Source organism: Streptococcus gallinaceus, assembly GCF_040545695.1.
GTDB lineage: Bacteria > Bacillota > Bacilli > Lactobacillales > Streptococcaceae > Streptococcus > Streptococcus gallinaceus.
In genome coordinates, this window is sequence record NZ_JBEPMK010000008.1 from 39,121 (window position 1) to 58,088 (window position 18,968).

The following is an 18,968-nucleotide window of genomic DNA, read 5'->3' on the forward strand; positions in this document are numbered from 1 at the left end:
ACCCTCAAGACATGCAATAGATTACAATTATATTTTAATTAGTTTAATGATTTTATAAATTAATTATTATAAAATATTTGAAAAATAATATATTTGGTTATTTAGGGCCAAGAGGGGGATATATGAGAAAAAGAAGACGTAAAAAGACTCTTTTCAACATACAACAACACTTTGGTATTCGCAAGTTTGCGATAGGTGCAGCATCTGTACTGATTGGTTTAGGCCTAGTTGGCGCTAAACAGGTGAATACAGTATTGGCCAATGCTCCAAAATCAAACTCATCATTTATCTCAGCAGCAGTAGATACGGAGGAACGAAAACGCTAATTAAGAATTATCGGTGCAAAAGACTTGGCAGGAGGAATTCTAGATGTTATAAATATCATTGATGAAGCAGAACGCAGCCGTCAATTGGGTATTATTGCTAAAACAAAAGAAGCAGTAGCGCCCAAAGAAGGTCCAGCTACCTCAGATCTTGCAGGTGGTATCTCAGCTGCCTCAGATAATATTGATGAAGCAGAGTGCAACCGTCAACTTGAAGCTATCGCAAATAATAAAATTGAAACATTGAAAAATGATTCAACAGGTATCGCAATCTCAGGTAGCCACAAAGCATTGAACGGAGCAGAAAGAATTGAAATCGTCCGTCAGGCAGATGCAATTACTCCAGCCCTTCAAGGGAAAGAGTACGACTTGTACGACATCAACTTGTATAATGCTGCAGGAGAAAAAGTACAGATTACGGCTCCTGTGACAGTGACTATTCCAACTACTAAGCAAGCGACTGCTGTTTATTATGTATTGTTGGATGCGGCAGAAAATTTGGCTATTTCTAACGCGACAGCAACATCTGTATCATTTGAAGTAAGCCACTTTAGTGAATACGCTGTTGTCTACGGTGAAGCAAAACTAGATGTTGCCCCTATTTTGTCAAAAGTAGAAAGTGTAGTAACAGGTAAAAAAGTAGAAATTTCAGCTTCTACTATGCCAGAAACTGAAAAAGAAGCGAAGGAAGCAGACGTAGCTCACATTAGTGCAGAAAGTAACTGAGATAATCAATGCAGCTCAAAATATGGAAGAAGCACACGCTTCAGCAGATAAAGCGTGTGCTGCAATCGGTGCTATCACAGTAAGCCAACCGCAAGTAGCACCACAAGAAGTTGTTGAAACAAAAACAGAACCAACTCAAGTAACCGCAACACCAGCGGTTGAAGTGACTGAGAAAAAAGTTCTCCCACAAGCAGGTGAGACGAAATCACCAGTATTGTACGGACTTGATATCCTTCTTGCTTTGGTAAGCTTAGTAGGAGCTATCGTAACAGGTCGCAAAAGAAGCTAATTTACCTTAACGAAGTCATTTGTTTGGTCAAAGCAGAAAAATCCCTCTTAGAGGGATTTTTTAGTACCAAAAAAGACTGAAATCAAGGTTCAGTCTATAAAGGTCGTTTATTTGGCAAACCAGCTTTACGCGGGTATTTGTTGGGTGTTTCTTTCTTTTTATCAACGATAGTCAGGTTGCGCGGGTCGCCATTTGGCAGGTTGTAATCCACATTTTCTAACACCTTGGCAAAAAGGAGAGTAAGAGCGTTTTTGGCCTCAAGCAATTCATCACCGGCGTTAGAAGCTTTTAGAGCGATGAGGCGACCGTTGACCTTGAGGTAGGGAATGGTCAGCTCCGACAGGACCTGCATGCGGGCAACGGCGCGAGCAGTAACCATGTCAAATTGTGCGCGAAAAAGCTTATCTTGGGCGAAATCCTCCGCCCGTCCGTGGTAGAAATGTACCTTATCTAAACCAAGTTCCTCGGCCAATAAGTTTAAAAAGTTGATGCGTTTATTGAGGGAATCAATAATCGTCACATCAAGGTTTGGATAGATGATTTTCATGGGAAGACTAGGAAATCCAGCCCCTGCCCCGATATCGAGCAGACGAATGTCTTCATTTTTGATATGCCCTTGCAAAATCGGTGCGATAGAATCATAGAAGTGCTTGAGATAGACTTCTTCCAAATCTGTAATGGCTGTCAAGTTTATTTTTTGATTCCACTCGACCAAAAGCTCAAAATAACGATGAAATTGCTGCTTTTGCTGGTCGGTTAAGGAGATATTTGCTGCTTCTAATGCGGTGTAAAATTCTTCTGGTTTCATATACCTATCTTATCACAAAGAGGAGAAAATGAAAAACATAGAATCCAACTGGCTTCTATGTTTTCTATTATTGACCACTCGTTGCTTGAGAACTTGCTGAGCTGGTGCTCGTTGTTTCGGTAGTAGAGGCAGTGGTTGTAGCAGATGATTCTGTGCTGCTTACCTCGGTTATTGAAGTCGATGAACTTTGCTCAGTACTAGCTACACTTGAGCTAGCGGCAGTCGTATTGCCTTGGTAGTTGTAACTGTTTTTGTAGGAATTGTAGCTACCGGTCTTACCACGCATATAGAGATAAATGCCGGATTGGTAGAGGCCGTCTGGCATTTCCCAGTCAGTCGCAGTTTCTACGGGGTTCAGATAGCTCATCATATTGCGATAAACATCAGTAGCCACTAGCATACCATTGTCTAACACTGGTGTAGAACGATTGGTATATCCTGTCCAGACTGCCATAGCATACTTGGTAGAGAAACCAACGAAGTTTTCATCAGGGACCACCATGGTACTATAATTAGCGGCTTCATTCACTGCTAAAATTTTTGTGATTTCATCGTCTGAATAGTTAGAAGTACCTGTCTTACCGGCCATAGGAACTCCAGAAACAGCACCATTCAGACCATTTCCGTATGTCATAACTGATTTTAAGGTATCTGTCATGATGTAGGCTGTTTCCGCTGACATTACTTTCTTGCTGTCAGCAGCGTACTCTTTGACAGTATCGTCGCTAAAGACAATTTTATTCACATAATAAGGCTTATTGTAAGTTCCACCGTTAGCAAATGATGCGTAGGCAGCAGCCATTTTTTCAGTGCTAGCGCCGTATTTATTGGTGGCATCTGTTGTGTTACTTGAGATGGCATTTGAGTAGAGGAGGTCGGGGTAGTAGATTCCAACACTGTTAAGGAAGGAATTTGCTTTACCTAAACCAGTTGCTTCCAACATCTTAACCGCTGGGATATTTCGTGAATATTGGAGGGCAGTACGGAATGTAATATTGCCGTAGTAGCCATGATCCCAGTTGTAGACAGGAGTTGTTGAACCAGGATAATTATATGGTGCATCGGCAATCACATCTGCTGTGGAAGCCAGTACGCCATTTTCAAAGGCAGGAGCATAATCTGTAAGAGGCTTCATAGTCGAACCAAAGTCGCGGTTGGTTTCCACTGCTTGGTTGGTACCAAATGAAACATTGCTCGATTGATTTCGTGAACCAAGTTGGGCAACGACACGTCCGTTTGTGACATCGACAACTGTCGAAGCTACTTGGAGCGTATTGTCAGGGAAGTTGACATAGTCAACAGAATTATAGATATCCCACAATTGTTTTTGAGCAGCTGAGTCCACATTGGTATAAACGCTCATACCGGTTGTTAGTAGGTTGTAGCCTGTCTTTTCCTGAACTTCTTCGATAACTTCTTTAAGGTAATTGTCCAAGTAAGCTGGGTAGGCTGCTGTTGATGAGAGGGACTGAAGTCCGTCTGTTACAGGAGTAGCGGTTGCTTCCTTGTATTGTTTTTGGGTGATGTATTTTTTTTCTAACATCTGAGACAAGACAAGGTCACGACGGTGTTTGGCGGCTTCTGGCTGTGTATAAGGGTCGTACTGGTTCGGCGCTTGCGGCATTCCTGCTAACAGTGCCAATTGGGCAAGGGAGAGTTGGTTTAACTCTTTATCGTAGTAGGTATTAGCAGCGGTTTTCATACCGTAGTTACCATTCGACATGTAGACCTTGTTGACGTAATAGGTCATGATTTCTTGTTTGGTATTGCGGCGTTCCAACTGCATCGCCAGCCAGGCCTCTTGTATCTTACGCTTGATATTTTGGTCTTGAGTAGAAGTCGAGAAGTAGGTCAATTTAATTAATTGCTGATCGAGAGTAGACCCACCTTGAAGGCTGGAACCGTTCAGATTGTGAAGGAGGGCTCCAGCAATCCGGACCACATCTACACCACGGTGATTGAAGAAACGTTGGTCTTCGATAGACACAATCGCATTGACCAAGTCAGTCGGAATTTCAGATGTTTTGGCATTGGAACGTCTTTCTGAACCCAAGTCTGCGATGAGATTACCATCTTTGTCATAAACTTTACTAGAAGTAGTTGCCGTTAGGGCTTTTTCGGTCAAGGCTGGCGTCGAAGAAAGGTAGTAGGCAGCGAGCCCAGCACCAGCTAGAAAGGCGATTAAAAATCCAGTCAACAGCACATTAGCTGCAATCGTAAGGATTTTTTTAAGGTTCGTATTATTCAATGGATTCACCACCTAAAAGATTTTTTTCAACAATGTTGAGATAGGGAAGACTAGGAAAGGTCCCCATACTCAATGCAAAGCCATGCTGCCGGATATACTCAAGGGGCATGGACCGTCGTCCTTGGTCGATACGATAAAAATCAATCAAGGGTTTGGCAGGTAAAAGATAGGTCTCTTTCAGACTTGAAAAATGAAGGAGGACGAAGCAGATACCCTGTTGGTCGAGCACTTGTTGCATGTGTTCAATCTGGTGAGCATGGAAATTTTTCATGGGCATAGCTGTTTTTTGCCGAGTTTCCTTGGCTTCAAAATCAATATAATGTCCTTGAAAAACGCCAGAATAGTCCGTTGTGGAGGCTTGGCGGAAGTAGGCTTCTACAATCTTTGCCCGACTTCGCTTAGGATAGTCCACTTTCACAATTTGAACAGGCGTAGGCTTTTTATGAATAACAGCAATATTGTGAGCCAAGTAGTATTGGTTGCTATCGTTGATGGCTGCCTCAAAGGTCATTCCACGGTTGGCAAAGTCCACTTGTTTTTTCTTCGGAACATTCGGTGTTCGACTTTGTGATTTTCGAACACCATGTGGATAATTGACCATATGACTCCTTCTTGATACACTATTATCAGTATATTATATCATAAAATGAGAAGTAGGTTCAAGTAAAGCGTATGAAGACAGTGCTAGTTTCGGGTTACCGGCACACAGATTTGGGGATTTTTTCAGACAAGGACCAGCGGCTACCTATTATAAAAAAGGCGATTCGAGAAGACCTGATTCGTTTATTGGAAGATGGAGCAGAATGGTTTATTTTTACTGGGAACCTCGGTTTTGAGTATTGGACGCTAGAAGTCTTAAAAGAATTAAAATCAGAAGGATATGAGTGTCAACTTGCAACGATTTTTTGTTTTGAAAATCATGGAGAAAACTGGAATGAAGCCAATCAACTGAAACTGTCATCCTTTAAGGCAGTTGATTTCACAAAATTTGCCTTCCCCCACTATCAAAATCCAGGACAGTTTAGAGATTATAATCGTTTCTTGCTGGAAAATACAGAAGGTGCTTATTTATTTTACGATAATGAAAATGAAACAAATTTGAAATATTTGGTTCATGACATGGTAAAAAAAGACGGATATACTAGAAAAACGCTTACTTTTGACCGACTAAATGAAGTTGCCGAAAATTTTGAAGAAAATGAGTAATTTAGCTTGATTTTTACTTTGATTTTTTAATATAATAGAGGTAGCGACATTTTTATAGAACGAGGAGTGAGGAATGGCAAGTATTAAGTACACAACTAAAGACATTTTTGAGCAAGATTTCAAGTCAAGTTTCCGTGGTTACGACCAGGATGAGGTGAATGATTTCTTGGATGACATCATGAAAGACTATGATGCCTATGAAGCAATTATCAAAGAATTAAAAGGTGAAATTGCTCGTCTCAAAGCCGTTTCTGCAAATAGCTCACGTCCAAGTTCATCGGCTGTTGAAGCGACAGATACTTTGCGTACAGAACGCACATCATCTGCTACCAACTTTGACATTTTGCGTCGATTAAACCGATTGGAAAAAGAAGTCTTCGGCAAGCAAATCGCTCAAGACTAATATATCGTGCAATTTTTGGATAATCGCGTGATAGCAAACTATCATGAGGAAAGTCCATGCTAGCACTGGCTGTGATGCCGGTAGTGTTTGTGCTAGGCGAATGCATAAGCCTAGGGACGTCTTCGGGCGTTACGGCGATCGAAAGGACTAAGTCTTCGGATAAGTTTGAATAGGTCTGAAAGTGCCACAGTGACGGAGTTCTCAGGGAAACGTGAGAAGTGGAACGCGGTAAACCCCTCAAGCTAGCAACCCAAACTTTGGTAGGGGCATGGGAAAGACGGAAAAGCATTTTTATGGAACGAATTTCCTGACTGGAAACAGTAGACAGATGATTATCGAAGGTGGTAGTGCCTAGTACCACTGGAACAAAACATGGCTTATAGAAAATTGCATAATAGGTATAGTCTAGGACGAAAGTACCTAGACTTTCTGATTTTAGAGAAATATATCGGGGAGTGGCTGACGGTGTTTGATTTGATAAAAAATCGGCGAGTGGTCCTCCCTTTTGAAATAGAGGACATATGAAAAAACAATTTAATTTGATTGCGACAGCAGCTGCAGGTTTAGAGGCAGTTGTGGGACGCGAACTACGCAACTTGAACTATGATTGTCAGGTTGAAAATGGACGCGTTCGTTTCGTCGGAGACCAAGCCGCGATTATGGAGACCAATTTGTGGCTCCGCTCTGCAGACCGCATCAAGATTGTGGTAGGACAATTTCCTGCCCGCACTTTTGAGGAGCTCTTCCAAGGCGTCTTTGGGCTGGATTGGGAGAATTACTTGCCTTTAGGTTGTAAATTCCCGATTTCGAAAGCAAAATGTGTCAAGTCAAAATTACACAATGAGCCTTCTGTACAGGCTATTTCCAAAAAAGCAGTTGTTAAGAAGTTGCAAAAACATTTTTCGCGCCCGGAAGGTGTTCCTTTGCAAGAAGTCGGAGCAGAATTCAAGATTGAAGTTTCTATTTTAAAGGATATAGCAACTGTTTTGATTGATACGACAGGGTCAAGCCTCTTCAAGCGCGGCTATCGTGTGGAAAAAGGTGGTGCGCCGATCAAGGAAAATATGGCGGCAGCTATTTTGCTCTTGTCCAACTGGTACCCAGACAAACTCCTGATTGACCCAACCTGTGGTTCAGGAACTTTCTGTATTGAAGCCGCTATGCTTGCGCGCAATATGGCACCTGGTCTCAAGCGTTCATTTGCTTTTGAAGAGTGGAACTGGATGGACGCGGCCTTGATGGAGCAGAAGCGAAAAGAAGCCCAGGAAGCCATTAAGTCTGATTTCCAATTAGACATTTCAGGATTTGACATTGATGGCCGAATGGTTGAGATTGCTAAGAAAAATGCCTTTGCAGCTGGTGTGGAAAATGATATTACCTTCAAGCAGATGCGGTTGCAGGATTTGCACACGGATAAGGTCAACGGGGTTATTGTCTCCAATCCACCATACGGGGAACGGCTTTTGGACGACGAGGCAATTGTCAAGTTGTATCGCGAAATGGGGGATACCTTCGCACCGCTGAAAACCTGGTCTAAGTTTATTTTGACTAGTGACGAATTATTCGAGCAACGGTATGGCAGTCTAGCAGACAAGAAAAGAAAATTATATAACGGGACCTTGAAAGTGGACCTCTATCAATATTTTGGTCAACGTGTGAAACGAGCTCAACTCGAACAGGAATAGGAGGAAGCATTGTGGCAGAAAAAGACGAAGAAGTATTGGATTTTGAAAAAGCCAAGGAAATGACAGTTGGCGAAGCAGCGCGCAGACAAGAAGACTTGGAAGTGGGCATTTCGGAAGATGATAATATCTTGGATCGCTATATCAAAAAGCACCGCGAGGCAATTGAGGCGGACAAGTTTGAGACAAAAGTTCATATACCCATCATCAAGGAAGAAGACTTGACGGTAGGTGAAAAAATAGAAGAACTGGGTATCCATAAAGTTCAAGCCAAGGAAGACATTGACCTTCCTGTTGAAGAAAAGGTCGTTGAGGAAGCAATGGCTGTCATCGAGCCAGTCCCTGTTCTTGCTCCTAAACCAACTCCCACCCCAGTAGTCGATGAGGAATGGGAAGTGTCGACTGAGGAGGAGGCCCCTGCACCGGATTCTAAGAAAAAAATCTGGATTTGGGCTGCTTTAGTGGCTCTGTTTGTGGGAATTTTAGCCTCAGTATTTGTCTGGATGAATGGTAGTGACAAAAATACGAAGACGACCGTTTCTTCTTCGACCACAAGCCAATCTAGTACGACTAGTTCCAGCGCAGCAGATGTAGCTGTTACTAACTTTGAAAATCTCTATAAGACATTTTTCACTGACGCAAGCCTGAAAAACTTGAAAAATAGTCAATTTGGGAAATTAGCTGACTTGAAAGCCTTATTAGATAGGATTGATAACAAGTCAACAGCTTACAAAGACGCAAAAGCTAAGTATGATAACTTAGAAAAAGCCATCAAGGCTGTTCAAGCGCTCAATGGTCAGTTTGACAAGGCTGTCATCCAGGATGGTCAAGTGGATACCAGTGCGACTGTAAAAGAAGGGCAAAACCTAACTGCAGCGGCGACAGGACTGGAAAGTGTTGATGCAGCGATTGCTTCAGCAGTAAACTTTGGTCGTTCCCAACAGGCTAACGCCTCAGCAGCTAAATCAGCGGCAAGCACAGCACCAGCACCAGCTACTCCAGCAGAGACACCTTCTTCTGCACCATCAGCTACGACAACACCAGCACCGGCACCAGCTACTCCAGCAGGAACGACTTCGGCTGTTATTGCTGGGGACAATCCATTGTATGGTATCGCGATTCCAGCAGGAGTAACCTTGCAACGTGAATTGAGCCGTGTGCCTTATGATTGGGACAAAATCAACAACGATCCAACCAATGAAGCTTGGAATTTCAATGAAGGAGTTCTGGAAAAAATCATTGCAACCTCTCAAGCACGTGGCTACGTTTCTGGCAATCAATATATCCTTGAAAAGGTCAATATCATCAACGGCAAAGGCTACTATAACCTTTACAAACCAGATGGTACCTACCTCTTCTCCATCAATGCAAAAACTGGCTATTTCGTAGGAAATGGTTCTGGTCACGCGGATGCCTTGGATTTTTAATCAAAATTGAAAGAACCTAGGAAAAATCCTAGGTTCTTTTTGCAAACAAAAAAACGCTGACTTTCCAGCGTTTTGATTATTAGACAATGTGACGCTCAAAGGCATCGTCTGAGATACCTTGTGAGAGGATAAGTTTCGCCCATTCACGTGCAGAATGCAGACTGTGGTCCTTGTAATTGCCGCAAGACTCAATAGTCGTACCGGGTACATCGTCCCAAGTAACCGCCTCAGCAATCGCTTCTAAGCTCGATTTGATAACTTTGGCAATGTCGGTTGAACTGTGTTTACCCCACATAATCATGTGAAAACCTGTCCGGCAACCAAATGGTGAGCAGTCGATCATTCCATCAATGCGCTCACGAATCAATTTTGCCAAGAGGTGTTCAATGGTATGAAGACCGGCAGTATCCATGGAGTTGGCATTTGGTTGGATCAGGCGAATATCAAAGTTGGTAATCACATCGCCTTTGGGACCAAACTCCTCAGAAATCAAACGAACATAGGGTGCTTTTACAATAGTATGGTCAAGTTCAAAACTTTCTACGATAACTTCTTTAGACATCATTTCCTCCTAAGTATATATCGATTATACCACAAGTCGATTGAAATCGCTCTCTATTTTTCAAGGGAAAAGATAAATTCCATTTGTGAAATCGTTTGAAATATGATAGAATGTAGAAGGACTTTTTTGTAGAAAAGCCTATTAAAAAATTGAGGTGGAACATGAACATAGTAACCCTTGGATTGGGACTTGTTGCTGTTCTCGTCGGTTTAGTGATCGGATATATCACGGTTTCCCTAAAAATGAAATCTGCCAAAGAAACGGCAGAGTTGACACTTTTGAATGCTGAACAAGAAGCAAGCAATATCAGAGGAAAAGCGGAACAAGAGGCAGAAAGTATTGTAAAAACTGCTGAGCGTGACCGCCAATCTTTGAAAAAAGAAATGCTTTTAGAAGCGAAGGAAGAAGCACGTAAATATCGTGAAGAAATCGTGGAAGAATTTAAATCGGAACGTCAAGAATTGAAGCAAACGGAAGTCCGTTTGGCTGAACGTGCGACAAACTTGGACCGTAAAGATGATAATTTAACCACCAAAGAGAAGACTTTGGAGAAAAAAGAACAAAGTCTGACAGATCGCACTAAACACATTGATGAGCGCGAAGAACAAGTTGCCAAATTAGAAGAGCAAAAAGCTCAAGAACTTGAAAAAGTAGCTTCATTGAGTCAAGATGAAGCGCGCGACATTATCTTAGTGGAGACACGGGATAAATTAACCCACGAAATCGCGACACGCATCAAAGAAGCGGAACGCGAAATCAAAGAGCGTTCGGATAAGACTGCCAAGGAATTGTTGGCACAAGCCATGCAACGTATCTCTGGTGAGTATGTGGCAGAGCAGACCATTACCTCTGTTCATTTGCCAGATGACCAGATGAAGGGACGGATTATCGGACGCGAAGGTCGCAATATCCGTACCTTTGAAAGTTTGACCGGGATTGACGTCATCATTGATGATACGCCAGAAACGGTTATTCTATCAGGTTTTGATCCAATTCGTCGTGAAATTGCGCGGATGACCATGGAAGCTCTCTTACAGGATGGTCGTATTCACCCAGCTCGTATTGAAGAGTTGGTTGAGAAGCACCGTGTAGAGATGGACAATCGTATTCGTGAATATGGTGAGGTTGCTGCTTATGAAATCGGTGCACCAAACCTACACCCAGACTTGATTAAGATTATGGGACGTTTGCATTTCCGTACCTCTTATGGCCAAAATGTCCTTCGTCACTCCATTGAGGTAGCGAAACTCTCTGGAGTATTGGCTGCCGAACTTGGTGAGAATGTCAACTTGGCTCGTCGAGCTGGATTCCTTCATGATGTGGGGAAAGCCATTGATCGCGAAGTGGACGGAAGTCACGTCGAAATCGGTACTGAATTGGCTAAGAAATACAAGGAAAATCCTGTTGTAGTCAATACAATTGCCAGTCACCATGGTGATGTCGAAGCAGAAAGCACAATCGCAGTGATTGTTGCCGCAGCCGACGCCCTTAGCGCAGCTCGTCCGGGTTCACGTCGTGAATCTATGGAATCTTACATTAAACGTCTGCAAGATTTAGAAGAAATTGCTAACAGTTTTGACGGAATTAAGCAAGCTTACGCTATCCAAGCTGGTCGTGAAGTGCGCATCATCGTTCATCCAAATAAAATCAGTGATGATAAGGTGACAATCTTGGCACACGATGTACGTGAAAAAATTGAAAACAACTTGGATTATCCAGGAAATATCAAAATCACCGTCATCCGTGAAACACGAGCAACAGACATTGCAAAATAATCAAAAAAGAGATGCTGATTCGTCAGTATTTCTTTTTTATTAAAAAGTTTCTTCTTTTATATTGACTTATTGCCAATATACTGTTAAAGTTAGTCTTGTATTAAGTTTTTTGAGATATTTATTTGTTTTACCAGTAGTACCTCTTCAAAGTTTTTACAAAATAAATAAAAAGAGGTATCTCAAAATGGCACAAGGAACTGTAAAATGGTTTAACGCAGAAAAAGGCTTCGGCTTTATTTCAACAACTGAAGGACAAGATGTTTTTGCTCACTTCTCAGCAATCCAAGGTGATGGCTTTAAAACGTTAGAAGATGGACAAAAAGTTGAGTTTGATATCGAGCAAGGACAACGTGGTCCTCAAGCTGTGAATATCACAAAACTAGCATAATCAAAGTTGCGGCAATTGCTGCAACTTTTTTCTGTGAATAATGAAAACAACTTCGAAAACAACTTGAAATAAGGTGTGTGGTCATCAACTAGTAAATGAAAAAAATAGTGATGAACGCTTGAAATATCAGTACTTTTTTGCTAGACTAGAATGAAAGATTTAAAAGGAGATGTCATGACAGAGCGTGGGTTACTAATTGTATTTTCAGGACCGTCCGGTGTCGGCAAAGGCACAGTTCGCAAAGAAATTTTTTCAACGCCAGATCACAAGTCTGAGTATTCTGTATCAATGACAACACGTCCACAACGTCTAGGTGAAGTAGATGGTGTGGATTATTTCTTCCGTTCACGTGAAGAGTTCGAAGACTTGATACGCCAAGGGCAAATGCTAGAATACGCTGAGTACGTTGGAAATTACTATGGGACACCATTGACTTACGTAAACGAGACCTTGGATCGTGGAATTGATGTTTTCTTGGAAATTGAAGTGCAAGGTGCTCTTCAAGTGAAGCAAAAAGTGCCAGATGGTGTGTTTATCTTTTTGACACCACCAGATTTGGATGAATTAAAAGATCGCTTGGTTGGGCGTGGAACGGATAGCCAAGAAGTGATTGCCAAACGGATTGAACGTGCGAGAGAAGAAATTGCTCTCATGCGTGAGTATGATTATGCCGTTGTCAATGATCAAGTTCCGCTTGCAGCAGAGCGTGTCAAACGCATTATTGAAGCAGAGCATTTTCGTGTGGACCGCGTGATTGGTCGCTATGATGAAATGATGAATGAGCAGTTAACAGCTCGTTAAACTATTTAGAAAAGAGAACAGTATTATGATATTGAAACCTTCGATTGATACCTTGTTGGATAAGGTACCATCAAAGTATTCTTTGGTTATTTTGGAAGCAAAACGTGCTCATGAATTGGAAGCTGGTGCAAGAGCAACACAAGAATTTACATCTGTAAAATCAACTCTCCGTGCCTTGGAAGAAATCGAGTCAGGTAACGTAATTGTTCACCCAAATCCAGAGGAAAAACGTGAAGCAATGCGTCGCCAAGCAGAGGTAGAACGCCTTCGTTTGGAAGAAGAAGAACGTAAAATCAAAGCACAAATCGCTAAAGAAAAAGAAGACGGCGAAAAAATTTAAGGAATGGAAAACTCAGTTGGTCAGCCAGCTGGGTTTCTTTTCTAAAAAAATAGCTAGAAAGGAGAAATATGTTAGCAGAGGTTATTGTTGATGTCCCCCTGATGCAAACTGACCAGCCCTATTCTTACGAAATTCCAGAAGAATTTGCGCAGATGCTACAAGTTGGGATGCGGGTTCATGTTCCTTTTGGAAAGGGCAATCGCTTGATTCAAGGGCTTGTGGTTGGTTTTTCTGAAAGATCAGAGCAGACAGATTTGAAGGCTATTGTAGAGGTCTTGGATTTTTCTCCTGTGCTCAATCAGGAGCAGTTGTGGTTGGCTGAACAGATGCGAAAAACAGTCTTTGCCTATAAAATCACCATTCTGAAAGCCATGTTGCCCAATTTGCTCAATTCTTCTTATGACAAGATTTTGAGGCCGGCGGAAGGGTTGACTGCTGCAGATGAGGCGGAGTTTTTCCAAGGGCAGGCTCAGGTCCATTTCTCGACGTTGGATCCTCAAGTGCAGGGTCGGGCTATGCGTCTGGCGCAAGCTGGGAAAGTTACGGTTGAATACCTTGCTAAGGACAAGCAGCAGGTCAAGACTGAAAAATGGTACCGCGTCAATGCTGAAAAATTGGCTCAGTTTGAGTTTGGAAATCGTGCCAAAAAGCGGCTGGCCTTACGTGACCAATTGCTGGTGCAAGAAGGGGAGTATCCATTGGCTTCCTTGCGAGAAGAGTATTCAGCAGATATTCTCAAATTTTTCCGAGAAAATGACTTAATAAGCGTGTGGGAAAAAGAGGTTAGTCGAACCAAAGAGTATTTTTCTGGAATTGAAATCAGTCAGGCCTTGCAACTCAATCCGGAACAAGCCATTGCCGTCAAGGAAATTTTGTCTCAAGTTGGTCAGGAGAGCCAGACCTACTTGCTTGAAGGGGTGACAGGAAGTGGAAAGACGGAAGTGTATCTGCAAGTGATTGACCAAGTGCTACAGGCAGGCAAGGCGGCCATTATGCTAGTACCTGAAATTTCATTGACTCCTCAGATGACCAATCGCTTTATTGCGCGTTTTGGTCAGAAAGTGGCCATTTTACATTCGGGACTGTCGGATGGCGAAAAGTACGACGAGTGGCGGAAAATTCAGCGTGGAGATGCCCAGGTTGTCGTGGGTGCCCGTTCGGCCATTTTTGCGCCCTTGAAAAATGTGGGGGCCATCATTATTGATGAAGAGCATGAGTCAATCTACAAGCAGGATAGTAATCCGCGTTACCACGCTAGAGATGTGGCTAAGCTACGGGCTGACTATCACAAGGCCGTTTTGGTGCTGGGGTCTGCGACTCCTAGTTTGGAAAGTCGTGCTCGGGCTAGTCGTGGAGTTTATGGTTTCTTGACCTTGACTCAACGTGCCAATCCTAAGGCAAGTTTGCCGACGATTGAAGTGATTGATTTTAGAGACTATATTGGTCAGCAAGAGGCGGGAAATTTCACGCCGGTATTGGTGGATAAGATTCGAGAGCGGTTGGATAAAAAGGAGCAAGTTGTCTTGATGCTCAACCGTAGAGGTTACTCGTCCTTTGTCATGTGTCGGGATTGTGGTGCGGTTGACCAATGTCCAAATTGTGATATTTCACTGACCTTGCACATGGATACCAAGACCATAAATTGCCATTATTGTGGTTTTCAAAAGGCGATTCCGGCGACCTGTCCGTCTTGTGCTAGTCGCTCCATTCGCTACTATGGTACAGGAACTCAGAAAGCTATGGATGAATTGCAGACGCTCTTGCCGGATGCGAGAATTCTCAGGATGGATGTAGATACGACTCGGAAAAAAGGAGCTCACGAAGCCTTACTTCAGCAATTTGAAGCACAGGAGGCTGACATTCTCTTGGGAACGCAGATGATTGCTAAGGGTTTGGATTTCCCAAATGTTACATTGGTTGGGGTACTCAATGCAGATACAGCGCTGAATTTACCCGATTTCCGTTCGTCAGAGCGGACATTTCAACTGTTGACTCAAGTAGCTGGTCGGGCTGGTCGAGCAGACAAGGAAGGAGAAGTGGTTATCCAGACCTACAATCCAAATCACTACGCTATCTCCTTTGCTAAAAATCAAGATTATGAAGGTTTTTACACCTATGAAATGGGTATCCGTCGTAGCCTCGGCTACCCGCCCTATTATTTCACGATTGGCTTGACCCTGTCTCATAAGTCCGAAGAAGCGGTGGTGAAAAAATCCTATGAAATCGTCAGTCTCTTGCGCCAGCAGTTGTCGGATGGTATCCGGATATTGGGTCCGACGCCCAAACCCATTGCGCGGACGCACAATCTCTATCATTACCAAATTTTGCTCAAATACCGCAAGGAAGAAAATTTAGAGCAGGTCTTAAATCAGATTTTGGACTGGGGGCAGTTGGCGGACAACAAAGATTTGCGACTGGTCATTGATAATGAACCGCAGAATTTGATGTAGAGCCAAAACAGTTATTTTAAGGAAAAGTATGAAAATACAAATTGAACAATTATCCCGATCCTATCGTGTTAGAAGATTGACAGAACAGGATGTTGCGAGCATTCTTGAACTTGAGCGGGGGAATTCTTTATACTATCAGTACAGTCCGCCTGCGCCTAGTCAAGCAAGCGTGGTAGAGGATATGCAGGCTCTGCTAGTGGGGAAAACAATGGCAGATAAGTATTTTCTCGGATTTTTTCAAGGTCGGGCACTGGTGACAATCGTGACCTGATCGCACATTATCCACAAGAAGATATCGTATTTATTGGCTTTTTCATGGTAGACTGTCATCAATCTGGGAAAGGTATAGGTACTAACATTCTAAAGGAAATGTTGGTTGGATTGCGAAACAATGGTTTTTGTTATGCGAGGTTGGGGTATATGGCTGGAAATCAGCAAAGTCAAAACTTCTGGGAGAAATGTGGATTTGTAGAAACGGGTATTCAGATCAAGAATGACCAAGGAATCGTGATTGTTTTAAGCCGAGAGTTGTGAGGAGAGTAGGTGTTGATAACGATGAAAAAATGTCTATTTATCCGTGGCAATTCGGCTAGTGGCAAAACAACTTTGGCAAAGTTGATCCGAGATCAGGCGCCGTGTTCGGCATTTTTGATTTCTCAGGATACGGTTCGTAGGGAGATGCTGGCCTGCAAGGATGGACCGGCGACGCCTGCTCTAGCTATCCTGCAGGAAATGTTAGCGATTGGTCACAGTGAGTTTGAATTGGTTATTGTAGAGGGAATTTTACGAAGTGATTGGTATGCTCCTCTTTTTCAGCAGGCAAGAGACCTGTATCAAGAAAATGTACTAGCCTATTATTTTGACCTTTCTTTTGAGGAGACTCTACTGCGGCATGAGACCAAGCCACAGGCTCGAGAATATGGAGAAGATGTCTTGCGATCATGGTGGTTGGAAAAGGACTATTCTTCTTATTTGCGGGAAGAGTTGATTGATAGGACAAGTACTTTAGAAGAAATAGCTGAAATCATCTTAAGAAAATTGTGAGCAGAGAACCTGGGACTCAGTCCTGGGTTCTTGATTTTTTATAATTTTAACAGTTTGACATAAGGGGTGACTGAATATTCTGATTCTTTGCAAGGCAAGTATCGACAAAATCGATTTCTAAGAAATCACGATTGAGTCTCACTTTCTTTTTCGGTCTAACTTGCGGCCAGTTAATCTTCTTAAGAGTAAAATAAGCTAGAAAATGGTATAATGAAAGGATAGAAATGAAGCGAGGAAATACATGACCAAGGTAATTTTTATGGGAACGCCTCAATTTGCGGCGACAGTTTTAGAAGGAATTTTAACAGATACACGCTACCAAGTTCTAGCTGTTGTGACACAACCTGATAGAGCAGTTGGTCGGAAGAAAGTGTTGAAAATGACACCTGTCAAAGAAGTTGCGCTTGCCAATAATTTACCTGTCTTTCAGCCTGAAAAATTGTCTGGAAGCCAAGAAATGGCAGATATCATGGCTTTGGGAGCGGACGGGATTATTACGGCAGCTTTTGGTCAATTTTTACCGATAACATTATTGAATTCGGTTGATTTTGCAGTCAATGTTCATGCGTCACTTTTGCCAAAATACAGAGGTGGAGCGCCGATTCATTATGCTTTGATCAATGGTGACGAGCGCGCAGGTGTGACTTTGATGGAAATGGTCAAAGAAATGGATGCCGGTGATATGATTGCCAGTGACAGCATTGTTATTGAAGAAGCGGACAATGTCGGCACTCTTTTTGAAAAGTTGGCAGTGGTTGGTCGTGACTTGCTCTTGAATAAGTTACCAGATTACCTATCAGGGCAATTACAACCTACCCCACAAGATGCTAGTCAAGTCAGCTTCTCACCAAATATTCAACCAGAAGAAGAACGATTAGATTTAACAAAGACAGCTCGTCAGATCTTCAACCAAGTACGCGGTATGAGTCCTTGGCCAGTTGCCCACACTCTCTGGAAGGGTGAACGGTTCAAGGTCTATGAAGCGGTAGAAGTAGATGGCTCGGGTCTGCCAGGACAAGTAATCGCCCGCACTAAGAAAGACTTGGTTCTAGCCACTGGTCAGGGGGCTATTTCTCTTAAAACAGTGCAACCAGCAGGAAAGCCCAAGATGTCTGTAGCAGATTTCTTGAATGGAGCTGGACGTGATGTGCAGGTAGGAGAACAATTTGGTGAGTAAGAATAATCAAACCGCTCGCAGTTTGGCTCTGACTGTATTGACTCAAATTTTTGACGATGGAGCTTATAGCAATATTGCACTGAAGCAGGAACTGGACAAGTCTCCATTGACTAGTCAGGATAAGGGACTAGCAACGGAGTTGGTCTACGGTACTGTAGCACGAAAATTGACCTTGGAATGGTATTTGTCACACTATATTGCAGACAGGGATAAGCTGGACACCTGGGTTTATTATCTGCTGATGCTGAGCCTCTATCAGCTGCTTTATCTGGATAAAATACCGACTCACGCCTTGGTCAACGAAGCGGTAAATTTAGCCAAGCGTGGCAAGGGGACAGACAAGTTTGTCAATGCCATCTTGCGAAAAATAGTTTCTCAAGACTTACCAGAGATTGCGACCATCAAGCGAAAAAATAAACGTCTATCCATCCAGTATTCAGTTCCGATATGGCTGGTTAAACTCCTCTCAGAAGAGTACGGGGATGAGCGAGCAGAGAAGATTATGGCTAGCTTGTTCGAGCGAAACAAAGCCAGTGTCCGAGTTGTGAAGCAAGAGGAGCGACCTCGTTTGCAAGAAGAATTAGCTGCTGAGCTATCCCAGTTGTCACCAGTTAGTCTTGTTGCTCCAAGTGGACATTTTGCAGCCAGTGAAGCCTTTGCAAATGGAGAAATTACCATCCAGGATGAAACCAGTCAGCTGGTCGCCCCAACGTTGAAGTTGGAAGGGCAAGAGCACGTCTTAGATGCTTGTGCAGCTCCCGGTGGGAAGACCATGCACATAGCTTCTTATCTAACCACTGGGCAGGTGACCGCACTTGACCTCTACGACCATAAACTAGCTCTTATTGCAGAAAATGCTGAGCGCCTAGGGGTTGGAGATAAGGTCCTTATTCAAAAATTGGATGCCAGACAAGTTGCCCAGCATTTTGGCCCAGATAGCTTTGATAAAATATTGGTGGATGCACCGTGTTCGGGGATTGGGCTCATTCGTCGCAAACCAGATATCAAATACAATAAAGAAATGGCAGATTTTTCTAGTTTGCAGGAAACGCAGCTAGAGATACTGGACAGTGTTTGCCAAAGCATTAAAAAAGGTGGTATAATAACCTACAGTACTTGCACCATTGTCCAAAAAGAAAATCAAGAAGTCGTCCAAGAATTTTTAAGACAGCATCCAAATTTTGAACAAGTCATGCTCGAACATCCTTGTTCAGATATTTTAGTGGATGGATGCATCTTGATTACACCAGAACAGTATCAGACAGATGGATTTTTCATTAGTCAAGTACGGAGAATATCCTAAATTAGAGGAGGAAGCT

General features: G+C 42.8%; 21 protein-coding genes and 1 other RNA gene. 18 read left to right on the forward strand and 4 right to left on the reverse strand.

The features are described from left to right. Positions 1 to 122: 122 nt before the first annotated feature. Genes ABID27_RS09415 through ABID27_RS09425 form a run of 3 tightly spaced genes read left to right on the forward strand, consistent with a single transcriptional unit; the run spans position 123 to position 1,338 of the window. Positions 123 to 326 (forward strand): YSIRK-type signal peptide-containing protein, encoded by a 204-nt coding sequence (locus tag ABID27_RS09415; RefSeq protein ID WP_253366068.1) that lies wholly within the window; start codon positions 123 to 125, stop codon positions 324 to 326. 24 nt (positions 327 to 350) lie between these two features. Further along, positions 351 to 1,049: a hypothetical protein gene (locus tag ABID27_RS09420; RefSeq protein WP_253366066.1), complete on the forward strand. Its 699-nt coding sequence runs from the start codon at positions 351 to 353 to the stop codon at positions 1,047 to 1,049. After that, positions 1,033 to 1,338: a hypothetical protein gene (locus tag ABID27_RS09425; protein WP_253366065.1), complete on the forward strand. Its 306-nt coding sequence runs from the start codon at positions 1,033 to 1,035 to the stop codon at positions 1,336 to 1,338. The genes ABID27_RS09420 and ABID27_RS09425 overlap by 17 nt, the downstream gene beginning before the upstream one ends. Before the next feature lie 94 nt (positions 1,339 to 1,432). On the opposite strand, the gene rsmG is transcribed toward ABID27_RS09425, so the two are convergent. From rsmG to recU, 3 genes are all read right to left on the reverse strand, one after another. Continuing rightward, entirely contained in the window at positions 1,433 to 2,146 is a 714-nt protein-coding gene (gene rsmG / locus ABID27_RS09430) for a 16S rRNA (guanine(527)-N(7))-methyltransferase RsmG (RefSeq protein ID WP_253366063.1), read from the reverse strand. A gap of 67 nt (positions 2,147 to 2,213) precedes the next feature. Then, positions 2,214 to 4,394: a penicillin-binding protein PBP1A gene (pbp1a, locus tag ABID27_RS09435; protein WP_253366061.1), complete on the reverse strand. Its 2,181-nt coding sequence runs from the start codon at positions 4,392 to 4,394 to the stop codon at positions 2,214 to 2,216. Next, a complete protein-coding gene (gene recU, locus ABID27_RS09440; RefSeq protein ID WP_354281776.1) occupies positions 4,387 to 4,995 on the reverse strand; it encodes a Holliday junction resolvase RecU in 609 nt (202 codons plus the stop codon). Before recU ends, pbp1a begins: the two co-directional genes overlap by 8 nt. A gap of 71 nt (positions 4,996 to 5,066) precedes the next feature. Between recU and ABID27_RS09445 the strand changes: the two genes are divergently transcribed. From ABID27_RS09445 to ABID27_RS09465, 5 genes are all read left to right on the forward strand, one after another. Continuing rightward, on the forward strand, positions 5,067 to 5,600 hold the full coding sequence (locus ABID27_RS09445; protein WP_253366059.1) for an SLOG family protein: 534 nt from the start codon (positions 5,067 to 5,069) through the stop codon (positions 5,598 to 5,600). A 73-nt stretch (positions 5,601 to 5,673) separates the two neighbouring features. Further along, a complete protein-coding gene (gene gpsB, locus ABID27_RS09450) occupies positions 5,674 to 6,003 on the forward strand; it encodes a cell division regulator GpsB (protein ID WP_253366058.1) in 330 nt (109 codons plus the stop codon). 11 nt (positions 6,004 to 6,014) lie between these two features. Continuing rightward, positions 6,015 to 6,388, forward strand: an RNA gene (gene rnpB, locus ABID27_RS09455) — RNase P RNA component class B. A gap of 136 nt (positions 6,389 to 6,524) precedes the next feature. Further along, the gene (locus ABID27_RS09460) at positions 6,525 to 7,688 is read left to right on the forward strand and encodes a THUMP domain-containing class I SAM-dependent RNA methyltransferase (protein ID WP_354281779.1); all 1,164 of its coding nucleotides are present in this window, start codon (positions 6,525 to 6,527) and stop codon (positions 7,686 to 7,688) included. Between the two features lie 11 nt (positions 7,689 to 7,699). Next, complete coding sequence (locus tag ABID27_RS09465; RefSeq protein ID WP_253366056.1) at positions 7,700 to 9,112, forward strand: cell division site-positioning protein MapZ family protein; 1,413 nt, start codon at positions 7,700 to 7,702, stop codon at positions 9,110 to 9,112. A 79-nt stretch (positions 9,113 to 9,191) separates the two neighbouring features. On the opposite strand, the gene ABID27_RS09470 is transcribed toward ABID27_RS09465, so the two are convergent. Continuing rightward, the gene (locus ABID27_RS09470; RefSeq protein WP_253366054.1) at positions 9,192 to 9,674 is read right to left on the reverse strand and encodes an S-ribosylhomocysteine lyase; all 483 of its coding nucleotides are present in this window, start codon (positions 9,672 to 9,674) and stop codon (positions 9,192 to 9,194) included. Between the two features lie 161 nt (positions 9,675 to 9,835). On the opposite strand from ABID27_RS09470, the gene ABID27_RS09475 reads away from it, so the two are divergent. The 10 genes from ABID27_RS09475 (at position 9,836) to rsmB (ending at position 18,952) form a co-directional block, all read left to right on the forward strand. Further along, the gene (locus tag ABID27_RS09475) at positions 9,836 to 11,449 is read left to right on the forward strand and encodes a ribonuclease Y (protein WP_435533077.1); all 1,614 of its coding nucleotides are present in this window, start codon (positions 9,836 to 9,838) and stop codon (positions 11,447 to 11,449) included. A gap of 184 nt (positions 11,450 to 11,633) precedes the next feature. Further along, on the forward strand, positions 11,634 to 11,837 hold the full coding sequence (locus ABID27_RS09480; RefSeq protein ID WP_253366052.1) for a cold-shock protein: 204 nt from the start codon (positions 11,634 to 11,636) through the stop codon (positions 11,835 to 11,837). A 174-nt stretch (positions 11,838 to 12,011) separates the two neighbouring features. Then, complete coding sequence (gene gmk / locus ABID27_RS09485; RefSeq protein WP_354281804.1) at positions 12,012 to 12,638, forward strand: guanylate kinase; 627 nt, start codon at positions 12,012 to 12,014, stop codon at positions 12,636 to 12,638. Positions 12,639 to 12,663: 25 nt separating this feature from the next. Continuing rightward, a complete protein-coding gene (gene rpoZ / locus ABID27_RS09490; protein ID WP_354281782.1) occupies positions 12,664 to 12,978 on the forward strand; it encodes a DNA-directed RNA polymerase subunit omega in 315 nt (104 codons plus the stop codon). Positions 12,979 to 13,046: 68 nt separating this feature from the next. Further along, on the forward strand, positions 13,047 to 15,428 hold the full coding sequence (locus ABID27_RS09495; protein ID WP_354281784.1) for a primosomal protein N': 2,382 nt from the start codon (positions 13,047 to 13,049) through the stop codon (positions 15,426 to 15,428). Positions 15,429 to 15,456: 28 nt separating this feature from the next. Beyond that, the gene (locus ABID27_RS09500; protein ID WP_354281786.1) at positions 15,457 to 15,699 is read left to right on the forward strand and encodes a GNAT family acetyltransferase; all 243 of its coding nucleotides are present in this window, start codon (positions 15,457 to 15,459) and stop codon (positions 15,697 to 15,699) included. A 23-nt stretch (positions 15,700 to 15,722) separates the two neighbouring features. Then, positions 15,723 to 15,962 carry a GNAT family N-acetyltransferase gene (locus ABID27_RS09505; RefSeq protein WP_354281806.1) on the forward strand — a complete coding sequence of 80 codons (240 nt, stop codon included), beginning with the start codon at positions 15,723 to 15,725 and terminating at the stop codon, positions 15,960 to 15,962. A 21-nt stretch (positions 15,963 to 15,983) separates the two neighbouring features. Next, positions 15,984 to 16,472, forward strand: a complete 489-nt coding sequence (locus ABID27_RS09510) for an AAA family ATPase (protein WP_354281788.1) — start codon at positions 15,984 to 15,986, stop codon at positions 16,470 to 16,472. 241 nt (positions 16,473 to 16,713) lie between these two features. Next, on the forward strand, positions 16,714 to 17,649 hold the full coding sequence (gene fmt, locus ABID27_RS09515) for a methionyl-tRNA formyltransferase (RefSeq protein ID WP_253366042.1): 936 nt from the start codon (positions 16,714 to 16,716) through the stop codon (positions 17,647 to 17,649). After that, positions 17,639 to 18,952, forward strand: coding sequence for a 16S rRNA (cytosine(967)-C(5))-methyltransferase RsmB (gene rsmB / locus ABID27_RS09520; RefSeq protein ID WP_253366040.1), 1,314 nt, complete (start codon positions 17,639 to 17,641; stop codon positions 18,950 to 18,952). The genes fmt and rsmB overlap by 11 nt, the downstream gene beginning before the upstream one ends. Positions 18,953 to 18,968: the final 16 nt, after the last annotated feature.